General features: G+C 58.8%; 14 protein-coding genes. 9 read left to right on the top strand and 5 right to left on the bottom strand.

Features of this window, described 5'->3' with window-relative positions; all coding sequences use genetic code 11:
- Window positions 1–51: 51 nt before the first annotated feature.
- The 6 genes from RGAI101_RS06135 to RGAI101_RS06110 all read left to right on the top strand — a co-directional run bounded on the left by RGAI101_RS06135 (window position 52) and on the right by RGAI101_RS06110 (window position 7,388).
- On the top strand, window positions 52–1,635 hold the full coding sequence (locus tag RGAI101_RS06135) for an acyl-CoA synthetase (RefSeq protein ID WP_008225371.1): 1,584 nt from the start codon (window positions 52–54) through the stop codon (window positions 1,633–1,635).
- 79 nt (window positions 1,636–1,714) lie between these two features.
- A complete protein-coding gene (locus RGAI101_RS06130) occupies window positions 1,715–2,905 on the top strand; it encodes an acyl-CoA dehydrogenase family protein (RefSeq protein ID WP_008226971.1) in 1,191 nt (396 codons plus the stop codon).
- A complete protein-coding gene (locus RGAI101_RS06125) occupies window positions 2,902–4,008 on the top strand; it encodes a phosphotransferase (protein ID WP_008228522.1) in 1,107 nt (368 codons plus the stop codon). Before RGAI101_RS06130 ends, RGAI101_RS06125 begins: the two co-directional genes overlap by 4 nt.
- Before the next feature lie 372 nt (window positions 4,009–4,380).
- Complete coding sequence (locus RGAI101_RS06120) at window positions 4,381–5,526, top strand: hypothetical protein (RefSeq protein ID WP_037227552.1); 1,146 nt, start codon at window positions 4,381–4,383, stop codon at window positions 5,524–5,526.
- A gap of 92 nt (window positions 5,527–5,618) precedes the next feature.
- Window positions 5,619–6,389, top strand: a complete 771-nt coding sequence (locus tag RGAI101_RS21215; RefSeq protein ID WP_157044646.1) for a calcium-binding protein — start codon at window positions 5,619–5,621, stop codon at window positions 6,387–6,389.
- Window positions 6,390–6,740: 351 nt separating this feature from the next.
- Window positions 6,741–7,388 carry a pentapeptide repeat-containing protein gene (locus tag RGAI101_RS06110; RefSeq protein ID WP_050763185.1) on the top strand — a complete coding sequence of 216 codons (648 nt, stop codon included), beginning with the start codon at window positions 6,741–6,743 and terminating at the stop codon, window positions 7,386–7,388.
- 163 nt (window positions 7,389–7,551) lie between these two features.
- On the opposite strand, the gene RGAI101_RS06105 is transcribed toward RGAI101_RS06110, so the two are convergent.
- A complete protein-coding gene (locus RGAI101_RS06105) occupies window positions 7,552–8,358 on the bottom strand; it encodes a LuxR C-terminal-related transcriptional regulator (RefSeq protein WP_008229460.1) in 807 nt (268 codons plus the stop codon).
- 195 nt (window positions 8,359–8,553) lie between these two features.
- Here RGAI101_RS06105 and RGAI101_RS06100 point away from each other — a divergent pair, with 195 nt between their 5' ends.
- Together RGAI101_RS06100 and RGAI101_RS21880 are read left to right on the top strand one after the other, a co-directional pair.
- Complete coding sequence (locus RGAI101_RS06100; RefSeq protein WP_083792021.1) at window positions 8,554–9,600, top strand: MFS transporter; 1,047 nt, start codon at window positions 8,554–8,556, stop codon at window positions 9,598–9,600.
- Entirely contained in the window at window positions 9,597–9,755 is a 159-nt protein-coding gene (locus tag RGAI101_RS21880; RefSeq protein WP_008227375.1) for a hypothetical protein, read from the top strand. Before RGAI101_RS06100 ends, RGAI101_RS21880 begins: the two co-directional genes overlap by 4 nt.
- A 174-nt stretch (window positions 9,756–9,929) precedes the next feature.
- Here RGAI101_RS21880 and RGAI101_RS06095 read toward each other — a convergent pair whose 3' ends face one another.
- From RGAI101_RS06095 to RGAI101_RS06080, 4 genes are all read right to left on the bottom strand, one after another.
- Window positions 9,930–10,520 carry a rhodanese-like domain-containing protein gene (locus RGAI101_RS06095; RefSeq protein WP_008228133.1) on the bottom strand — a complete coding sequence of 197 codons (591 nt, stop codon included), beginning with the start codon at window positions 10,518–10,520 and terminating at the stop codon, window positions 9,930–9,932.
- Window positions 10,521–11,072: 552 nt separating this feature from the next.
- Window positions 11,073–12,128, bottom strand: coding sequence for an ABC transporter substrate-binding protein (locus RGAI101_RS06090; RefSeq protein WP_037227550.1), 1,056 nt, complete (start codon window positions 12,126–12,128; stop codon window positions 11,073–11,075).
- Entirely contained in the window at window positions 12,118–13,518 is a 1,401-nt protein-coding gene (locus RGAI101_RS06085; RefSeq protein WP_254655245.1) for a sensor histidine kinase, read from the bottom strand. The genes RGAI101_RS06090 and RGAI101_RS06085 overlap by 11 nt, the downstream gene beginning before the upstream one ends.
- Window positions 13,511–14,182, bottom strand: coding sequence for a response regulator transcription factor (locus RGAI101_RS06080; protein ID WP_008227788.1), 672 nt, complete (start codon window positions 14,180–14,182; stop codon window positions 13,511–13,513). The genes RGAI101_RS06085 and RGAI101_RS06080 overlap by 8 nt, the downstream gene beginning before the upstream one ends.
- 185 nt (window positions 14,183–14,367) lie before the next feature.
- Between RGAI101_RS06080 and RGAI101_RS06075 the strand changes: the two genes are divergently transcribed.
- Window positions 14,368–15,220: Bug family tripartite tricarboxylate transporter substrate binding protein (locus tag RGAI101_RS06075; RefSeq protein WP_037227548.1), on the top strand; the 853-nt coding region annotated here is incomplete at its 3' end.

The following is a 15,220-nucleotide window of genomic DNA, read 5'->3' as shown; positions in this document are numbered from 1 at the left end:
TAACTAATTTCCGGTCCGTCAACGACCGTGCCTGAAAAAAGAGAGGATCATATGATGGACACCGAAGGTTTGATCAACCGCGCACGAAGCCAGCAACTGGGGGATATCCTGCGGCGGTCGGCGGCGCGGACGCCTGACAAGACCGCCTTGGTCTTCCGGGACCAAACCGACAGTTTTGCGCAGCTTGACCGCGCCGTGGATTGTGCCGCGAATGCGTTGGCGGCGCGGGGCATCGGCAAGGGGGACCGCGTGGCACTTTTCACCCACAACAACCGATCTTTTGTCGTGCTGCGCTTTGCGCTGGCCCGGCTGGGCGCGATCACCACGCCGGTGAATTTCATGCTGAACGCAGAGGATTTCGCGTATATCCTGGACCACTCGGGGGCGTGCATGCTGATTGCCGAAGACGCGCTGTGCCCGATTGCCGATCAGGCGATCACGTCGCTGGGCCTTGATCTTCCGAAATTTGCCATCCCCCATGCCGGCACCACTCTGCCTGAGGGATGGGAACAGGTGTCGGTGCTTCTTGATCACGAAAACGCCGATGAAGTCTGGACCGATCTGAACGCGGATGATCCGGTGCAGATGATGTACACCAGCGGCACTGAATCGCGCCCCAAAGGTGCGCTGCTGTCATCCAGTGCCTTGTACGCGCAATATGTCAGCTGCATCGTCGATGGTGAAATGACATCGGATGCCGTTTCGCTGCACTGCCTGCCGCTGTTCCACTGTGCGCAGCTTGACTGTTTCCTGAGCCCCGATCTTTACCTTGGCGTCACGTCTATCCTGCATGAAAAGGCCGATCCGGCCGAAATGCTGGCCGCGATCGAGGCGCATGGCGTGACCAAGCTGTTTTGCCCGCCGACGGTCTGGATCGCGCTGCTGCGCCACCCCGACTTTGACACCCGCGACCTAAGCAGCTTGAACGTCGGCTATTACGGCGCATCGATCATGCCCACCGCGGTGATCGAGGAGTTGATGGCGCGCCTGCCGAACATGCGCCTGTTCAACTTTTACGGTCAGACGGAAATGGCACCGGTCGCGACGATCCTTGGCCCCCGCGATCAGATGCGCAAGCTGGGGTCCGCCGGACGGCCTGCGCTGAACGTGGAAACCCGCGTGGTGGATGATATGGATCAGCCGCTGCCGGTTGGGGAAGTCGGCGAAGTCGTGCATCGCAGCCCGCATCTGATTCTGGGCTATTACAAGGACCCGGACAAAACCGCCGAAGCCTTCCGGAACGGCTGGTTTCACAGCGGTGATCTTGGCCGGTACGACGAAGACGGATATCTCTATATCGTGGACCGCAAGAAGGACATGATCAAGACCGGCGGAGAGAACGTCGCGAGCCGCGAGGTTGAAGAGGCGATCTTCAGGCATCCGGACGTGGCCGAAGTTGCCGTCTTTGGCGTGCCGCACCCGACATGGATCGAAGCGGTGACAGCCGTCGTCGTCCCAAAGGCCGGTGCATCCGTCACTGCCGACGACATCCGCAGCTATTGTCAGGAACACCTGACCCACTACAAAGCCCCCAAACACATCGAAATCGCGGATCAACTGCCCAAAAACGCCAGCGGCAAAATCCTGAAAAGGGAACTGCGTCAGCAACACAACGACGTTTACACCCAAAGCTGAAACATCGAAAACCGCACAAACAGAATTCAGGGGCGGTGCTACCGCTCTGCTTTAACGACTTGAAAAGGATAGCTTAGATATGAGCTTCGTACTTGATAACTCCCGCATGTCCGAACGTGCCCTTAAGATTGCAGACCGCGTCGAAAGCTTTGTGCGCGGGACCATCGCGCCCTACGAGAAAGACGACCGCAAGACCTCTCATGGTCCGACGGATGAACTTGCCAACGAGATGAAGGCCAAGGCGCGTGAGGCAGGGGTGCTGACGCCCCATATCCTTGACGACGGACAGCATCTGACCCACCGCGAAACGGCGGCTGTGCTGATCCGGTCGGGACTGTCGCCGCTGGGTCCCGTGGCCTGCAATGTCGGGGCACCGGACGAGGGCAACATGTATCTGCTGGGCAAGGAAGCCTCGCCCGAGTTGCAAAAGCGGTTCCTTGATCCGATGGTGCAGGGCAAGATGCGGTCGGCGTTCTTCATGACCGAACCGGCCGAAGACGGCGGTGCCGGATCTGATCCGATGATGATGCAGACCACCTGCAAGATGGACGGCAACCACTGGGTCATCAACGGGCGCAAGACCTATATCACCGGTGCCGAAGGGGCCGGAATGGGCATCGTTATGGCCAAGTCTGACGATGGGGCCTGCATGTTCCTTGTCGATCTGCCAGATCCCGCGATCCGGATCGAGCGTGTGATGGATACCATCGACAGTTCGATGCCCGGCGGTCACGCCGTCGTATCCATCGACAATCTGCGCGTCCCTGCGACCCAGATGCTGGGCGAAAGCGGTGAAGGTTTCCGCTATGCCCAGGTGCGTCTGTCACCCGCCCGCCTGACACATTGCATGCGCTGGCTGGGGGCCACGATCCGGGCGAACGAGATTGCCACCGATTACGCGAACCGCCGGATGGCCTTTGGCAAGCCGCTTGTCGATCACGAAGGCGTCGGCTTTATGCTGGCAGAGAACCTGATTGCGCTGAAACAGGCCGAATTGATGATCTACTGGTGCGCCGATATTCTGGACACCGGTGTGATGGGCACGGCCGAAAGCTCGATGACAAAGGTCGCCGTATCCGAACTGCTGATGGCCGTTGCCGACCGCTGCGTTCAGGTCATGGGCGGGCAGGGCGTGACCGGTGATACGATCGTCGAACAGGTCTTCCGCGAAATTCGCGCATTCCGCATCTATGACGGCCCGACCGAGGTCCACAAATGGTCGCTTGCCAAAAAGATCAAGCGTGACTGGAAAAAGGCCAACGGTGCATGAGTGACGCAACGGATGCTGCCGCAAACGCGGGCGTGATGCCCGTGCGTGAAGGGTTCGGGGTCGATGCGGCGGCCCTTGAGCGCTGGATGCACGAAAATGTTGCCGGGTTCGAAGGGCCGCTTGAGATTTTTCAGTTCAAGGGCGGGCAATCCAACCCGACGTTCAAGCTGCGCGCGAAAAGCGGAGATTACGTGCTGCGCCGCAAGCCACCGGGGCCGCTTGCCAAGGGCGCGCATGCAATCGACCGCGAGGCGCGCGTTCTGTCTGCGCTTGGCGGTACCGGCTTTCCCGTGGCATCGGTGTACGGGCTGTGCACCGATGCAAGCGTGCTTGGCTCCGAGTTTTTTGTCATGGAGATGGTGGAGGGCCGTATCTTCTGGGATGCGGCTTTGCGTGACGTGCCGATGGCCGAACGCCGTGCTTATTTTTCCGAAATGAACCGCGTGCTGGCGCTGTTGCATGGGCTTGATCCCGAAGCCGTAGGTTTGGGCGACTACGGTCGGCGCGGCAATTACTTTGAACGCCAGATTGCCCGTTGGACGAAAAGCTACCTTGCCGATGCCGACGCCGGGCGCGACCCCGGGATGGACCGTCTGATCGACTGGTTGCCCGCGGCGATACCGGATGGGGACGAAAGCACGATCGTCCACGGCGATTTCCGCTGCGACAATCTGATTTTCCATCCAACCGAGCCGCGCATCCTTGCCGTGCTGGATTGGGAACTGTCGACGCTGGGTCATCCGCTTGCCGACTTTGCCTATCACGCGCTCATGTATCGCATGCCGCCCGACATCGTCGCAGGGTTGGGCGATGTCGATCCTGCCGCGCTCGGCCTGCCCACGGAAGCCGAATATGTTGCGGAATACTGCGTCAACACAGGGCGCAGTGGCATAGCCGACTACGACTTTTACATCGCGTTCAACTTTTTCCGGTTGGCAGCTATTTTTCACGGGATCAAAGGGCGCGTGGCACGCGGGCAGGCCGCGTCCGCCCATGCCGCCGAACGGGTCGCGGCCTATCCCCGGCTGGTCTCGCTGGCGGTGGATGCCATGGAAACCTGCAAAGCGACTGCGGGAAGCAGTTTGCGCCCCGAGAAAGATTAAGCGCGCAAAGAAGGGGGGCGTCTTGAGGCCGTAAAGGTGCCGCCCCCTTATCTAAATCAATCATCACTCGCTGGTGCGCGGCGATTCATGTTTTTCGACCTCGTTCGAAAGTGGGCAGGTCCTGCGCACAAGTATGGCATCTTTTCTGCCACCCGAATGCACCTTTGACTGCTTAGATTACGGTCAAAAATCTGCGCCACAGCGTCCTGTGTGCGCGCATTTCCAAATCAACACCCTTGATCTGCCAGCGGGACAAAAGCGGCGTGTTTTATGCGCCGGGCAATCAGTGTGTCGCTGTTGATATATGTCAAAAACATTCCAAAAATTGAATTTAATTAATCGGAGACTGATGTTTTATTGGAGGATGAAGTCATGCCACATCAAGCAGGCAAACCGGACTGGACGGGTGGAAATCCAGGGTTGAACCCCGGTAATGGCGGCGGCGGTGGTCAACCCACCGGCGCGGGAACCAAAAAGGGCGAGCTTTTTGGCGATCAGCTTGTTCTTTACCGGGATCTGGACCCCACAGGTGGGGGCGGGAACGGTGAACCGATCCTTGATCCTTACAATGACGAAGGTCAGCCGATTGCGATTGGGTATGATCCGGATGGTCTGGTCCAGCCCGGAGCGTTGGACTCGCTGTTTCCGATCTATTTCACCGAAGTGGCCGAGGGTGATTACGAAATCGATCCCTTGCTCTTGCCCTTCGTACAGGACGTGGAGCTTGAACGGGCCAACGTGGCCCGCGCACCCGAGAAAGTGGCCGAAAAGGCCCTGGATGCGGCGTTGACGAATGTCCTGACGGCGGATGAGATCAAGACCGATCCCGCAGGTCGGATCATGTACAGTCAGGATGGCGGTGAAACCTTCACGACCATCGATGCGCCGCTCGAAAACCTGGCTCTTTACCAATACCTTATGACCAACTCCAATGGATCGACCGGTGCATGGCCCGATGTGACGGAAAACTGGGACGATGTCTTCAAAAGCTTGCTTGGAGAGGGCGGACTGACCGACCCGGATTGGGATCCTTCCTCGCTGCTCGCAGCCGCGTGGAGCAAAAGCGGGGAGATCACGCTTGATGCGATGATTTACGAGAACACCACACTCGGGGTCAACAAGGTGACCGGCAGCGGAGAGACGTTAAATATAGACTATTTCGACTTTAGCGATCCAACCGGAGAGCTTTACGATTATGACCGTGCCGGAACGTACAGCGACACGTGGCTCCGTTGGGTCGTGATCGAAGACGGTGCGCCTGTCTTCGCGTATGGCACGGTTTTTGATGCGGTCTTCGACGAAGTGGACTGGGAAGATGTCACACTGTCCATCCAGCAAAATGATCCAGGACCTGAAGACGACGAATTTATCTATGTCGCTGCGACAACGTCTGGTGTGAACGATTTTGCCCAGTCTGCGGATGACGCACGCGCCGTGATCGAATTCATGCACACCTTCTCGGCGGTCGAGATTGACGCGGGCGAGGTCCCCGTCGATGCGCTGGCCATCATCGGCTGAGACTGGAAACGACATGCGACTGGCGTCTTGAGCCGGTCGCATGGCTTTCTGAGCTGAAAACGATCAGCGGGGCACGAGATTGGAGACAACAGATGAGTATTGATATGTTTGGAGCGGGTGTCGTTCCCCTCGTGCCGGGCTTTGCCAAAACGGCACTGGTAGAGGAATTGCCCGGTGACGAGGGGCATGATCACGAGGCCGAGGTCATCATCGGGACAAACCAACCGGACGATATCGTCACGGGGGGCGGGCCTCAGCAGATCTGGGGGCTGAACGGTGCCGACACGATTCACGCGGGTGGCGGGCCTGATGTGATCGACGGCGGGAATGGTACCGACAGCGTATTCGCGGGAGGTGGCCCCGATACGGTCGATGGCGGAAATGGAAATGATTACCTGAGCGGCGGCGGCGGGCCGGACGACCTGAACGGCGGTAATGGCGACGACGTTCTTATTGGCGGCATGGCCCCCGATATTCTGACGGGCGGCCTTGGGGCGGATGTCTTTGTGTATCGTGCAGCCAGCGATGCCCCGGCGCACGGCGAGGGGGATTCCCATGCGCCTGGCGAAGATGATGGCCATCATGACGACGACGGCGGTGGAGGTCCGGGTTCAAGCGGTCAGGAAACGATCACTGATTTCGAGCCCGGAAAAGACCAGATTGATTTCAGCGCATTCGGAACGGTGGCAGGGCTGTCGGATGACCCCGGAGCCTACCTGATCTGGGCGGTGCAACAGGGAGAGGATACCATGCTATATGTTGACACCGACGGGTCGGTCGACGGCGACCATCCGGCAGAAATCGGAATTTTGCTACTTGGCGTCGAGGCGTCATCACTGACAGTCGATGATTTTATACTGTGACCGGAAAAGGTCTGGCGCTGCACACCATTTCCCTGCCGCACTGCAATCGCTGACTTGGCTGCCGTTCATGCAGAAACGGAAGGGGCTTGCTTATCTCTGTCGCGGCACCGCATGGCCCTTTTCGGGTCATCGCCTTGAAATGCTCCGCTGGCACGAATCTGAAGGTGCGATCTTCGCGCGACGGACATGAATTTCATCAACGGTGGGTGGCCCGACGGTCCTAGGGCGCGACACCGTCTGAAAGTCTTTGAGTGCGTAGGTAACCGTCCACAAATGATAGTGACCGATATCAAAGAACTCACGCCTTCCTCGCAATGTGTATATATTGGCACTTAGTTGGAGGGGAATTCGATGAAGGGCTTATCTTTTGCGGCGGTTGTGGTCTCGTTGCTTCCAATGGAGGTGGCGGCTTTCGATGAAGCTGATTTAAGGCAGTTGCTAGATACTAAAGTTTGCCAGAAATGCGACCTTTCCGGTAGCGACCTCAAAGGCGTCGACCTTGCTGGTGCAAACCTTGCCGGGGCAAATCTTTCGGGGGCAAAGCTGTGGGCTGCTGACCTCAGCAAAGCCGATCTTAGCGGGGTGAACCTTGAGGCTGCGACCCTCACAGCTGCAAATCTGGCAGGGGCCAATCTGGCAGACGCAAACCTATCTGGGGCTTACCTGACGACAACGAACCTTGGCGGAGCTGACCTTTCCGGGGCCGACCTTACCGGCGCGGTCCTTACCCAGGCAAATCTAGAAATGTCCAATCTTTCAGGGGCCACCCTTACTGGAGCCTATTTGGAACTGGCTAACCTTGCAGGAGCAAGAGTAACCGGAGCCGATCTGACAAAGGCAAACCTCACTTCGGCCAACCTGAGGGGCGCGGTGCTCTTGGAAGCGAAGCTCGTCGGGGCCGTACTTCTTGGAGCTGACCTTGACGGGGCATCTTTGGAAGGAGCCATTTTGTGCAAGACCATAATGCCTGACGGCACTTATGAATCCAGCGGGTGTTGAGGGCTCTAAGGACTTGCCTGGCTGCTCGGCCAAAATCGGAAAAATGATCTGTTGTGAAAGGCAGAAACAACGGAGACGGCCGACGCGCTTGGATTTTAACCAGCCTGAGGCATCAAGAGCGCCTTGACTGCTTGCGGGGGCCGCTCTGCCCCGATCATTGCGCCTAGCGCTCTATGGTCGAACGCAGCGCACTTATCATTCTGGCATTTTCGATGGCGATGGCGCTTTGATCCGCGAAACTGCGGGCGAGTTGCACCGTTCTTTCATCGAAGGGACGCAGTTGCTGGCGATAGATCGTGAAGGCACCGATCAGGCGTTTTCCGGCCAGCATCGGAATCGCCGTGAACGACCGCGCACCGCCCAGCACAGCCGTCGCATGGCGGAGGGGATCGTTCTGGCGAAAGATCGGCTCGGCCCGGACGTCGGGAATGTTGACGACGTCGTGGCTGATCTCAAGCCGGCCGATTGCTGTTTTGGGGCTTGGTCTGTAGCTGTCGCGCTCATCCCACCAGTCCTGAAAAGCCTGCGGTATTCCCTTCATGAAGCGCGCCGCAAACCCTGCATCTGGATCATACGTGAGCAGCAACCCGAACTGGGCATCGCACAACTCGAGGGCGTAGCCCAAAAGCGCTTCGATCACGTCGTCGATCCGGCCCTCGGACCGGCTGATGATGCGAAGAACCTCGCCGAGCGCCTGTTCGCGACCAAGGGACTCTTCGAGGTTCAGCGCAAGCTCCGAGATGATCGCGGCCTGATCGGTTTGGTCTCGTGGCCCGATGGCGTCGCCTGCGAGTATCTTGAAAAGCTCCAGTTTCGACGAGATTTCCAGCTTCCGATATATTGACGAAAGATGGGTCCGCACGGTGGATGGCGCTATGCCAAGCTGCTCCGCAATCCGGTGGTAGGTCCCGCCGCTCGCATAGGCGCGCGCGATTTCGGTTTCCCGTGCGCTCAATTGTTCCTTGTCCATTGTCTGGCCTCGAAAATCGCTTGCCTGGACCATCCTGCTTGAAGCCTTTCGGCTTGCCAATACAGCATTTGCATGAGGCATCATCCAGCAAATGGTGCAGGAAAAATGATGCGTTAGGCCGATAGGCACAGGACCGGGGGCCGGCATATTGTATTGGAACCTCGTCTTCAGAACCCCCAATCGGAGCAGCTTTAGATGCCTCAGAAACTCTTCCCGCAACGGTGGCGCATATTGGCTCTCTTGTTTCTGGTGCGCATGACGATGGCGATCCAGTTTCAGATGGTCGCCGCACTGTCCCCGGTCATTGAAGATGCCTTTGCCGTCAGCCTCGCCGATGTCGGCATCCTGATTGGTCTGTATTTCACGCCGGGCATCTTCATCGCGGCCCCCGGCGGGGCACTGGGCCGGCACTTCGGCGAGAAACAGGTCGTTCTCGCGGGGCTCGCCCTCATGCTGATCGGCGGGGCCATGATGTCTTTGTCGGGAGTTTGGGCGATGCAGCTTTACGGACGCCTTGTCTCGGGCGTTGGTGGCGTCTTTCTGAACGTGCTTCTGACCAAGATGGTCGCCGACTGGTTCGCGGGGCGCGAGATCAGCTTCGCCATGGCCGTTTTCGTGAATTCATGGCCGGTCGGGATCGCGGTTGCCTTGATCGGCCTGCCGATTGTAGCGCTTTCCGGTGGATTGACGCTGGCTATGGGTGTCGTCATGGGGCTGATTGTTGTGGCGTTCTTCTGCCTGTTGCTGATCTATCGCGCGCCCCAAGATGGCACGCAACCGGGTGTGGTATCGTCTGGCAAAGTGCGAGGTGCCCTTTTTTGGGCGGTCCTGACAGCGGGTGCGATCTGGGGGATCTACAACGCTGCGCTGGCCGTCGTGTTCAGCTTTGGCCCGCAATTGTTCGTCAGCCGGGGCATGGGCCTTGCCGAGGCAGGCTCCGTCACATCGCTCGTGCTTTGGTGTCTTGCGATCATGGGCCCGATTGGTGGCTATCTGGCGGACCGCAGCGGGAGCAGACTGCTGATTATCGCGATCGGAAACCTCAGCTTCGCGTTTTTTGTCGTGCTTGGTGCCGTCCTCGAGACCTCGGTCCTGTGCGTCATCGCGATTGGACTATCCTCGGGCGTGGCCGTGGGCGCGATGGTCAGCTTGCCGTCCTTGATCCTCCCGCCTGCGGCGCGCGCTGTGGGCATGGGGGTCTTCTTCACTGTCTATATGCATGCATTGCCGCAGGGCCGATGATCGCGGGCCTCGTTTCCGAATGGGCAAGCCTTGCCGCGACGTTCCACCTCGCTGCGGTGCTCTTGGTCATCACCGTCGGCCTTCTGCCCCTTTATCACTGGCTGTCGGGTCGGGTGTCGGCCAGTGCCGCGCATCAAGACGCCAAGGCGGCATGATGTTTCCAAAACTTGGTGGCACAGGGCCGATGGTTCCGGCTTGGTCACGACGGGCTACGGAGTCAGCGGGGAGGTTTCACCTGCCCGGTGCCTGAGTGGTCGAAACTGCCTGTGATCCTATCGGGATCGCGACCTCGGAACGAAGGGCAGCCCAATTACGCATGCCAAGGGCCGTTATTCGCCGCCAATTACGGTCAAGCCAAGCAGACGCCAGACCTGCATGCCGCCCCGATAATAGAAAATGCGGTTCGCGGGATAGCCGGCCTGGATCATGTTGCGGATCGCTGTGGGCGACTGGCCGCACCAGATCCCGTTGCAAAACAGCGCGACGGGCTTCGCTGCCGCACAGTCCCAGCCGTCAAAATCGGGCTCGCACCCCAGCTGCGCAAGTTCATCGACGATATAGGTATAAGGAATGTTTATCGCGCCGGGTATCGTGCCGCCGTCGAACCAGTCACGGGTGCGGCTGTCCAGCACCACGGCCTCGGGGTCCTTGAGCATCTCGATCAGTTCCAGTTCGCCAATCGTGGTGACCCCTTCCGCAGGACTGTGCGGTTGGATGCAAAAGTCAGGGCAGGGGCGGGATGTCAGCGCCCATTCACCGCTTAACTGGTTTTCGGTGTCCTGAATACGGTCGATCTCAACCATACCGTTCGCAGTTGGCACGGTGACCGAGGGCATGTCCTTGGTGATACCCACCTTATTTTCAGCCAGCGCGGCCCCGGCAAGAAATGTCAGGGCGATGGTGCATGCGAGATTTTTCATGATTTGATCCTCCAGATTTCATCGGCGGTCTAAATTAAAGCTTAGCGCCAGTATGCTGCCCCGTCATCAAGATTTACCCGATCTTAAGGGGCGCTATTGTCACGAAAACGCGTTTCGGCTTCCTGCGACGGTGAGCGGCCAAGAGCTGTTCTGGAGGAATTCAGCCCCCTGCGGAACGGTTGCAGACCACGACCGAAGGCTCAAAGTACTGAAAGCGCAGAGTGCTGACGTCAGCCAAAGATAAGGAGCCTACTCCACAATATCTTCGAAACAGGGCTCTCTGGAAGTAGATTGCAGCGCAACTGGACGACCACTTGCGCCGAATGCGTTCCTGCATTTGTATCGACCGAACCCTCTGAACTTTTTGAAAATGCGTGCAATCAACCTTGTAGGATTGACGCTGGCCTCAAGATGGCAGGTCGCTTTGCGATAATCTGGGCAGTCAAACCTGTTTCAAGCAAACTTCGAAAACTTTCAATTCCATTGTCGTATTTCGAACCAAACGATGCATGGATCTTGGTCCCCCTTCAAGGCCGTCGCCGTAGCCTTTGCTTAGCGCGCCATGTCACGCGGGGCAAAGGCCGATCGCCACAGATCGACGAATTGTTCGCGGCGATGTTTGTCGCCAGCGACCAACAAGGTCGGCTCGATCGAAATCCCTCGCTCGGCGCTTTCGGGCAGTGTGGTGTCATTGGTATCAGCATAAAACAGGTTGCGCGCCTTCAAAAGGCTTTGCCCGCGCGTCGACAGCATGAAGTCGAGCAACAGTGCCGCGGCTTCCTTTTCCGGCGCGTCCTTGGGGATCATGTAGGCTCGGGATAAAAACAACGTGTAATCCTGCGGGTGGATGACACCGATATTCTCAAAGGTCGCGCTGTCTACGTAGGATCCCAAAACGTTGTAGGCTATCAGGTAATCACCCATGGAAACCCCGTTGATGATTTCCCACGAACAGCAGGTCGCAACCGCATCAGTACGTGAAAATCCCTCCAGAAGTGCGCCGAAGGTCGATGCTTCAAGGCTGTCCATAAAGGCGAAAAGATAGCCAAGCCCCGAAGCCTCGATGTTGTAAGTGGCGATTTTCCCGCGGTAGATCGACGTTGGGCGACGCATCAGATCCAGCAGCGCAAACCGCGATTTCGGCACGTCCTTGGCGGGAACCAGATCAGTGTTATAGATCATGACTGCGGGCTCTTTGGTGATCCCCCAAAGCTCGTCCCGCCAGCGCCGCGCGGCGGGCAAAGCGGTGGTCTGCTCGGAACGGTAAGTGCTCGCGCAAGCCCGGTTCACCAGATCAATCATCTGATGCACGCCCGACGAAAACACCGCGCTGGCCGAGATCGCATTTCCCGCGCAGGCTGCCAGACTGTTCTGGAACAGCGCGTTCGACCCCCATTGTTCATAGGTGACCGCAATGTCGGGGTTTTGCAGGACAAAAGCCTCGATGATTGGGCGCAAAACGTCAACATCCGTGGTGGACCGCAGAACAAGCGTGACTTCACCCTGCGATCCCGGGGCGAATATCCGCTCTATTTTCTCCTGAGATGCAAGGGCGGTCGGCAAAAGCAGCGCGACTTTCAAGACTGCCCAGAGCAAGCTATTGCGCATCCTTGCCTCCCATTGCCGGAAAGGCCATCGTCACCCTGAACCCGCCTTCATGTGGCCCGATATGCATGCTGCCGTGAAATGCCTCTGCGACCGCGCTCACGATTGAAAGACCCAGACCCGCGCTGGTGCCTTTCGAGGCAGCGAAACGTTCAAACCGCGTGCCGATTTGCGCCAACACGTCGGGCGAGGGGCCGGCCCCTGCATCGGCAACCCAGATTTCAGCCACCGTGCCCTTGCCTGTCACGCCGACGCGTATCGGCGATGTGCCGTGTTTGAGCGCGTTGATCAGCATGTTCTTCACGGCTTCCCGCAGAGAAATTTCATCGGCCAAGACCAACACTTCATCCCCGTCAATACACAGCTCGACAATTGCTTGCGGGGACAGGACCATGTGATCCTCCAACTCGACCACATGCAGGGCTATATCGCGCAGATCGACAGGTTCGGGCGGGGAGTTATCGGTGCGGTGGATCACCATCGCGCGCGATAGCATCTGGTCAAGCAGACTGCCCAAGGACCGCGTGCGTTTCAACAGCCGCTCCAGCCCCTGCTGTTGCTCTGCCAAAGCGCCGTGGTCTGCCACCAACTCCGCATGGGCGCGGATCGCCGCGACAGGGGTGCGCAGCTGGTGGGCCGCATCCGAGATCAGGTTGCGCATCGCGCCAACCTGGCGGTCAAGGCGGCGCATGAACTGGTTCATTGCAGCGATCGCTACCGTCACTTCGGAGGGGCCTTGGATTGGCATGGGAGTAAGGTCGTAAGGATCGCGCCTGCGCAGTTCGGAGGCCATATGCTGCAACGGGCGCATGGTTGAACGGATCACGAAAAACGCACAAATCATCAGGATCAGCCCCGCGATCCCCACGCCCAAAAGCGCGGTTTTGGTCAATTCGATCGCCATTGCGTTGCGCGCCAAAAGCGTGTGACCAACGGTGAAATACACGGTGCCGGAGTAGTCGCGCTCGGCGAAGCGGCGCGCAACGGTGGTAAACCGCGCGGCATCACCCTGCATCATGGCATCGAACAAGATCTGATCACCGCCGTTGATTGATATCGGTGCGGTGTCATAACCGGTCAGCAAGGTCCCGTCTGCTTCGCGCACCGCATAGGAAATCCGGTCGTCCAAGGCCAGCGACAGCAGCGAGAACGCCGATACCGGCAGATCCACGACGGGTGCGCCGTTCACGATTTTGGTGGATTCCGCGATGTCCTGGGCGGCACCGACCAGCAACCGATCATAGGATTGCGTTGCTGCCTGTTTGCCATAGGCCAGCGCGGCGATGGCCACGATCACCCCGCCCGCAGCCAGAAGGGCCAGGACCCCCAGCATCACCCGCGACATCAGCGATGTGCGAAACGGCACCGCCACACGTGCCCCGCTTTCATTCACTTTCAATAATCCTGTAGCCCATGCCGCGCTGCGTTTCGATCACGGCACCAGAGCCTGCAATCTTGCGGCGCAGCCGCCCGATATAAAGCTCGATCGCGTTCAGCCCGACATCGACCTCATCAAAGGAATAGATCCCTTCATACAGCCGCTCTTTGCTGATGGTTTGCCGCGCGTGGCGCAAGAGCACCCCCAAAAGGGCAGCCTCACGGCGTGTCAATTCAATCCGGTTGCCGGAATGCTCGGCGCTTAGGGTGGCGGGGTAAAATGATAACTCCGCGACCTTCTGCACATCGCTTTTCTGATCCGTCTCGCGGCGGAGAAGGGCCCGCAACCGCGCCTCAAGCTCGCGGTGGTCAAAAGGTTTCACGAGGTAGTCGTCAGCCCCCAGATCAAGGGCGCTGACACGGTCATCCACCGAAAACCGTGCGGTAAGCATCAGCACCGGCGTCCGGTCGGCACGATTGCGTATGTTGCGCAGCAGATCTGTGCCCAGCCCGTCCGGCAGGTTGATATCCAGCACTAACGCATCATATCGCTGGACCGCCAGATGTTCGTCGGCCTTGGCGATGTTTTCAGCCAGATCGCAGGCCATGCCCGAGCGCGCCAGGCGCGTGACAATGGCTTCTGCCATGTCTGTAGCATCCTCGACGATCAGAATCCGCACAGCTGTTATGTCCCCGATTAAGCATCTGAATTGCCGATTACCCCAGGTGACAGTTTCGTGACAGGTTAACTGGGTAACTCCTTTGCTTAGCCCGCCGGGAGGATTCTGTAAATCGCAGATGGAATGGCGGCGCGACAGGTGACCGCGCCCGCGTGTGCGCAACAAATACTGTGGAGGAAACACAAATGTTCAAATCAACCCGCCTCACTCTGGCTGCCCTGCTGGTCAGCGCATCCGCCCTGACGGCAAGTGCCGAAGGCTTCTCGCCCGAGAACCCTGAATGTATCGCCCCTGCCAACCCCGGTGGCGGTTGGGATTTCACCTGCCGTCAGGTTGGCAAATCCATGCAGGACCAGGGTCTGATCGAAAAAACCATGCAGGTCGTGAACCTTGCTGGTGGCGGTGGCGGCGTGGCTTTTGCCGAAGTCGTTAACAAGCGCAATGATGACAATGATCTGATCGTGGCAGCCTCGGCGGCGACATCGACCCGTCTGGCGCAGGGTGCATATCCTGGCAACAACATGAATGAAGTGCGCTGGCTGGCCTCCATCGGTGCCGACTACGGCGTGATCGCGGTTGCCGCAGACAGCGAGATTGCCGACCTCACAGGCCTGCTCGACGCGATAAAGAACGACCCCAAGTCGATCTCGATTGCGGGCGGTTCCGCGGTCGGTGGCTGGGACCACCTCAAGGTTCTGATCGCGGCAAATGCCTATGGGATCGACGATGTGCGTTCGGTAAAATACATCGCCTTTGATGGCGGCGGCGAAGCTGTGACCCAGCTTTTGGCGGGCTCCGTACAGGCATTTACCGGTGACGTCTCTGAGGCCAAAGGTTTCGTGGAAAGCGGCGGCATCCGCGTTATCGCCGTGCTCGCGCCCGAGCGTCTGGACGGCGAATTTGCCGACTTCCCGACCGCACGGGAACAAGGCGTTGATGCCATTGGCGCAAACTGGCGCGGGTTCTATGCGCCCGGCGGCATGTCGGACGAAGCCTATGAGGGCTGGGTCGAAAAAATCGGCGCGCTCTATGCCAGCG

The sequence above is a fragment of the Roseobacter sp. GAI101 genome (genome assembly GCF_000156335.1).
GTDB lineage: Bacteria > Pseudomonadota > Alphaproteobacteria > Rhodobacterales > Rhodobacteraceae > Sulfitobacter.
This window is presented reverse-complemented; position numbering and strand designations above follow the sequence as displayed.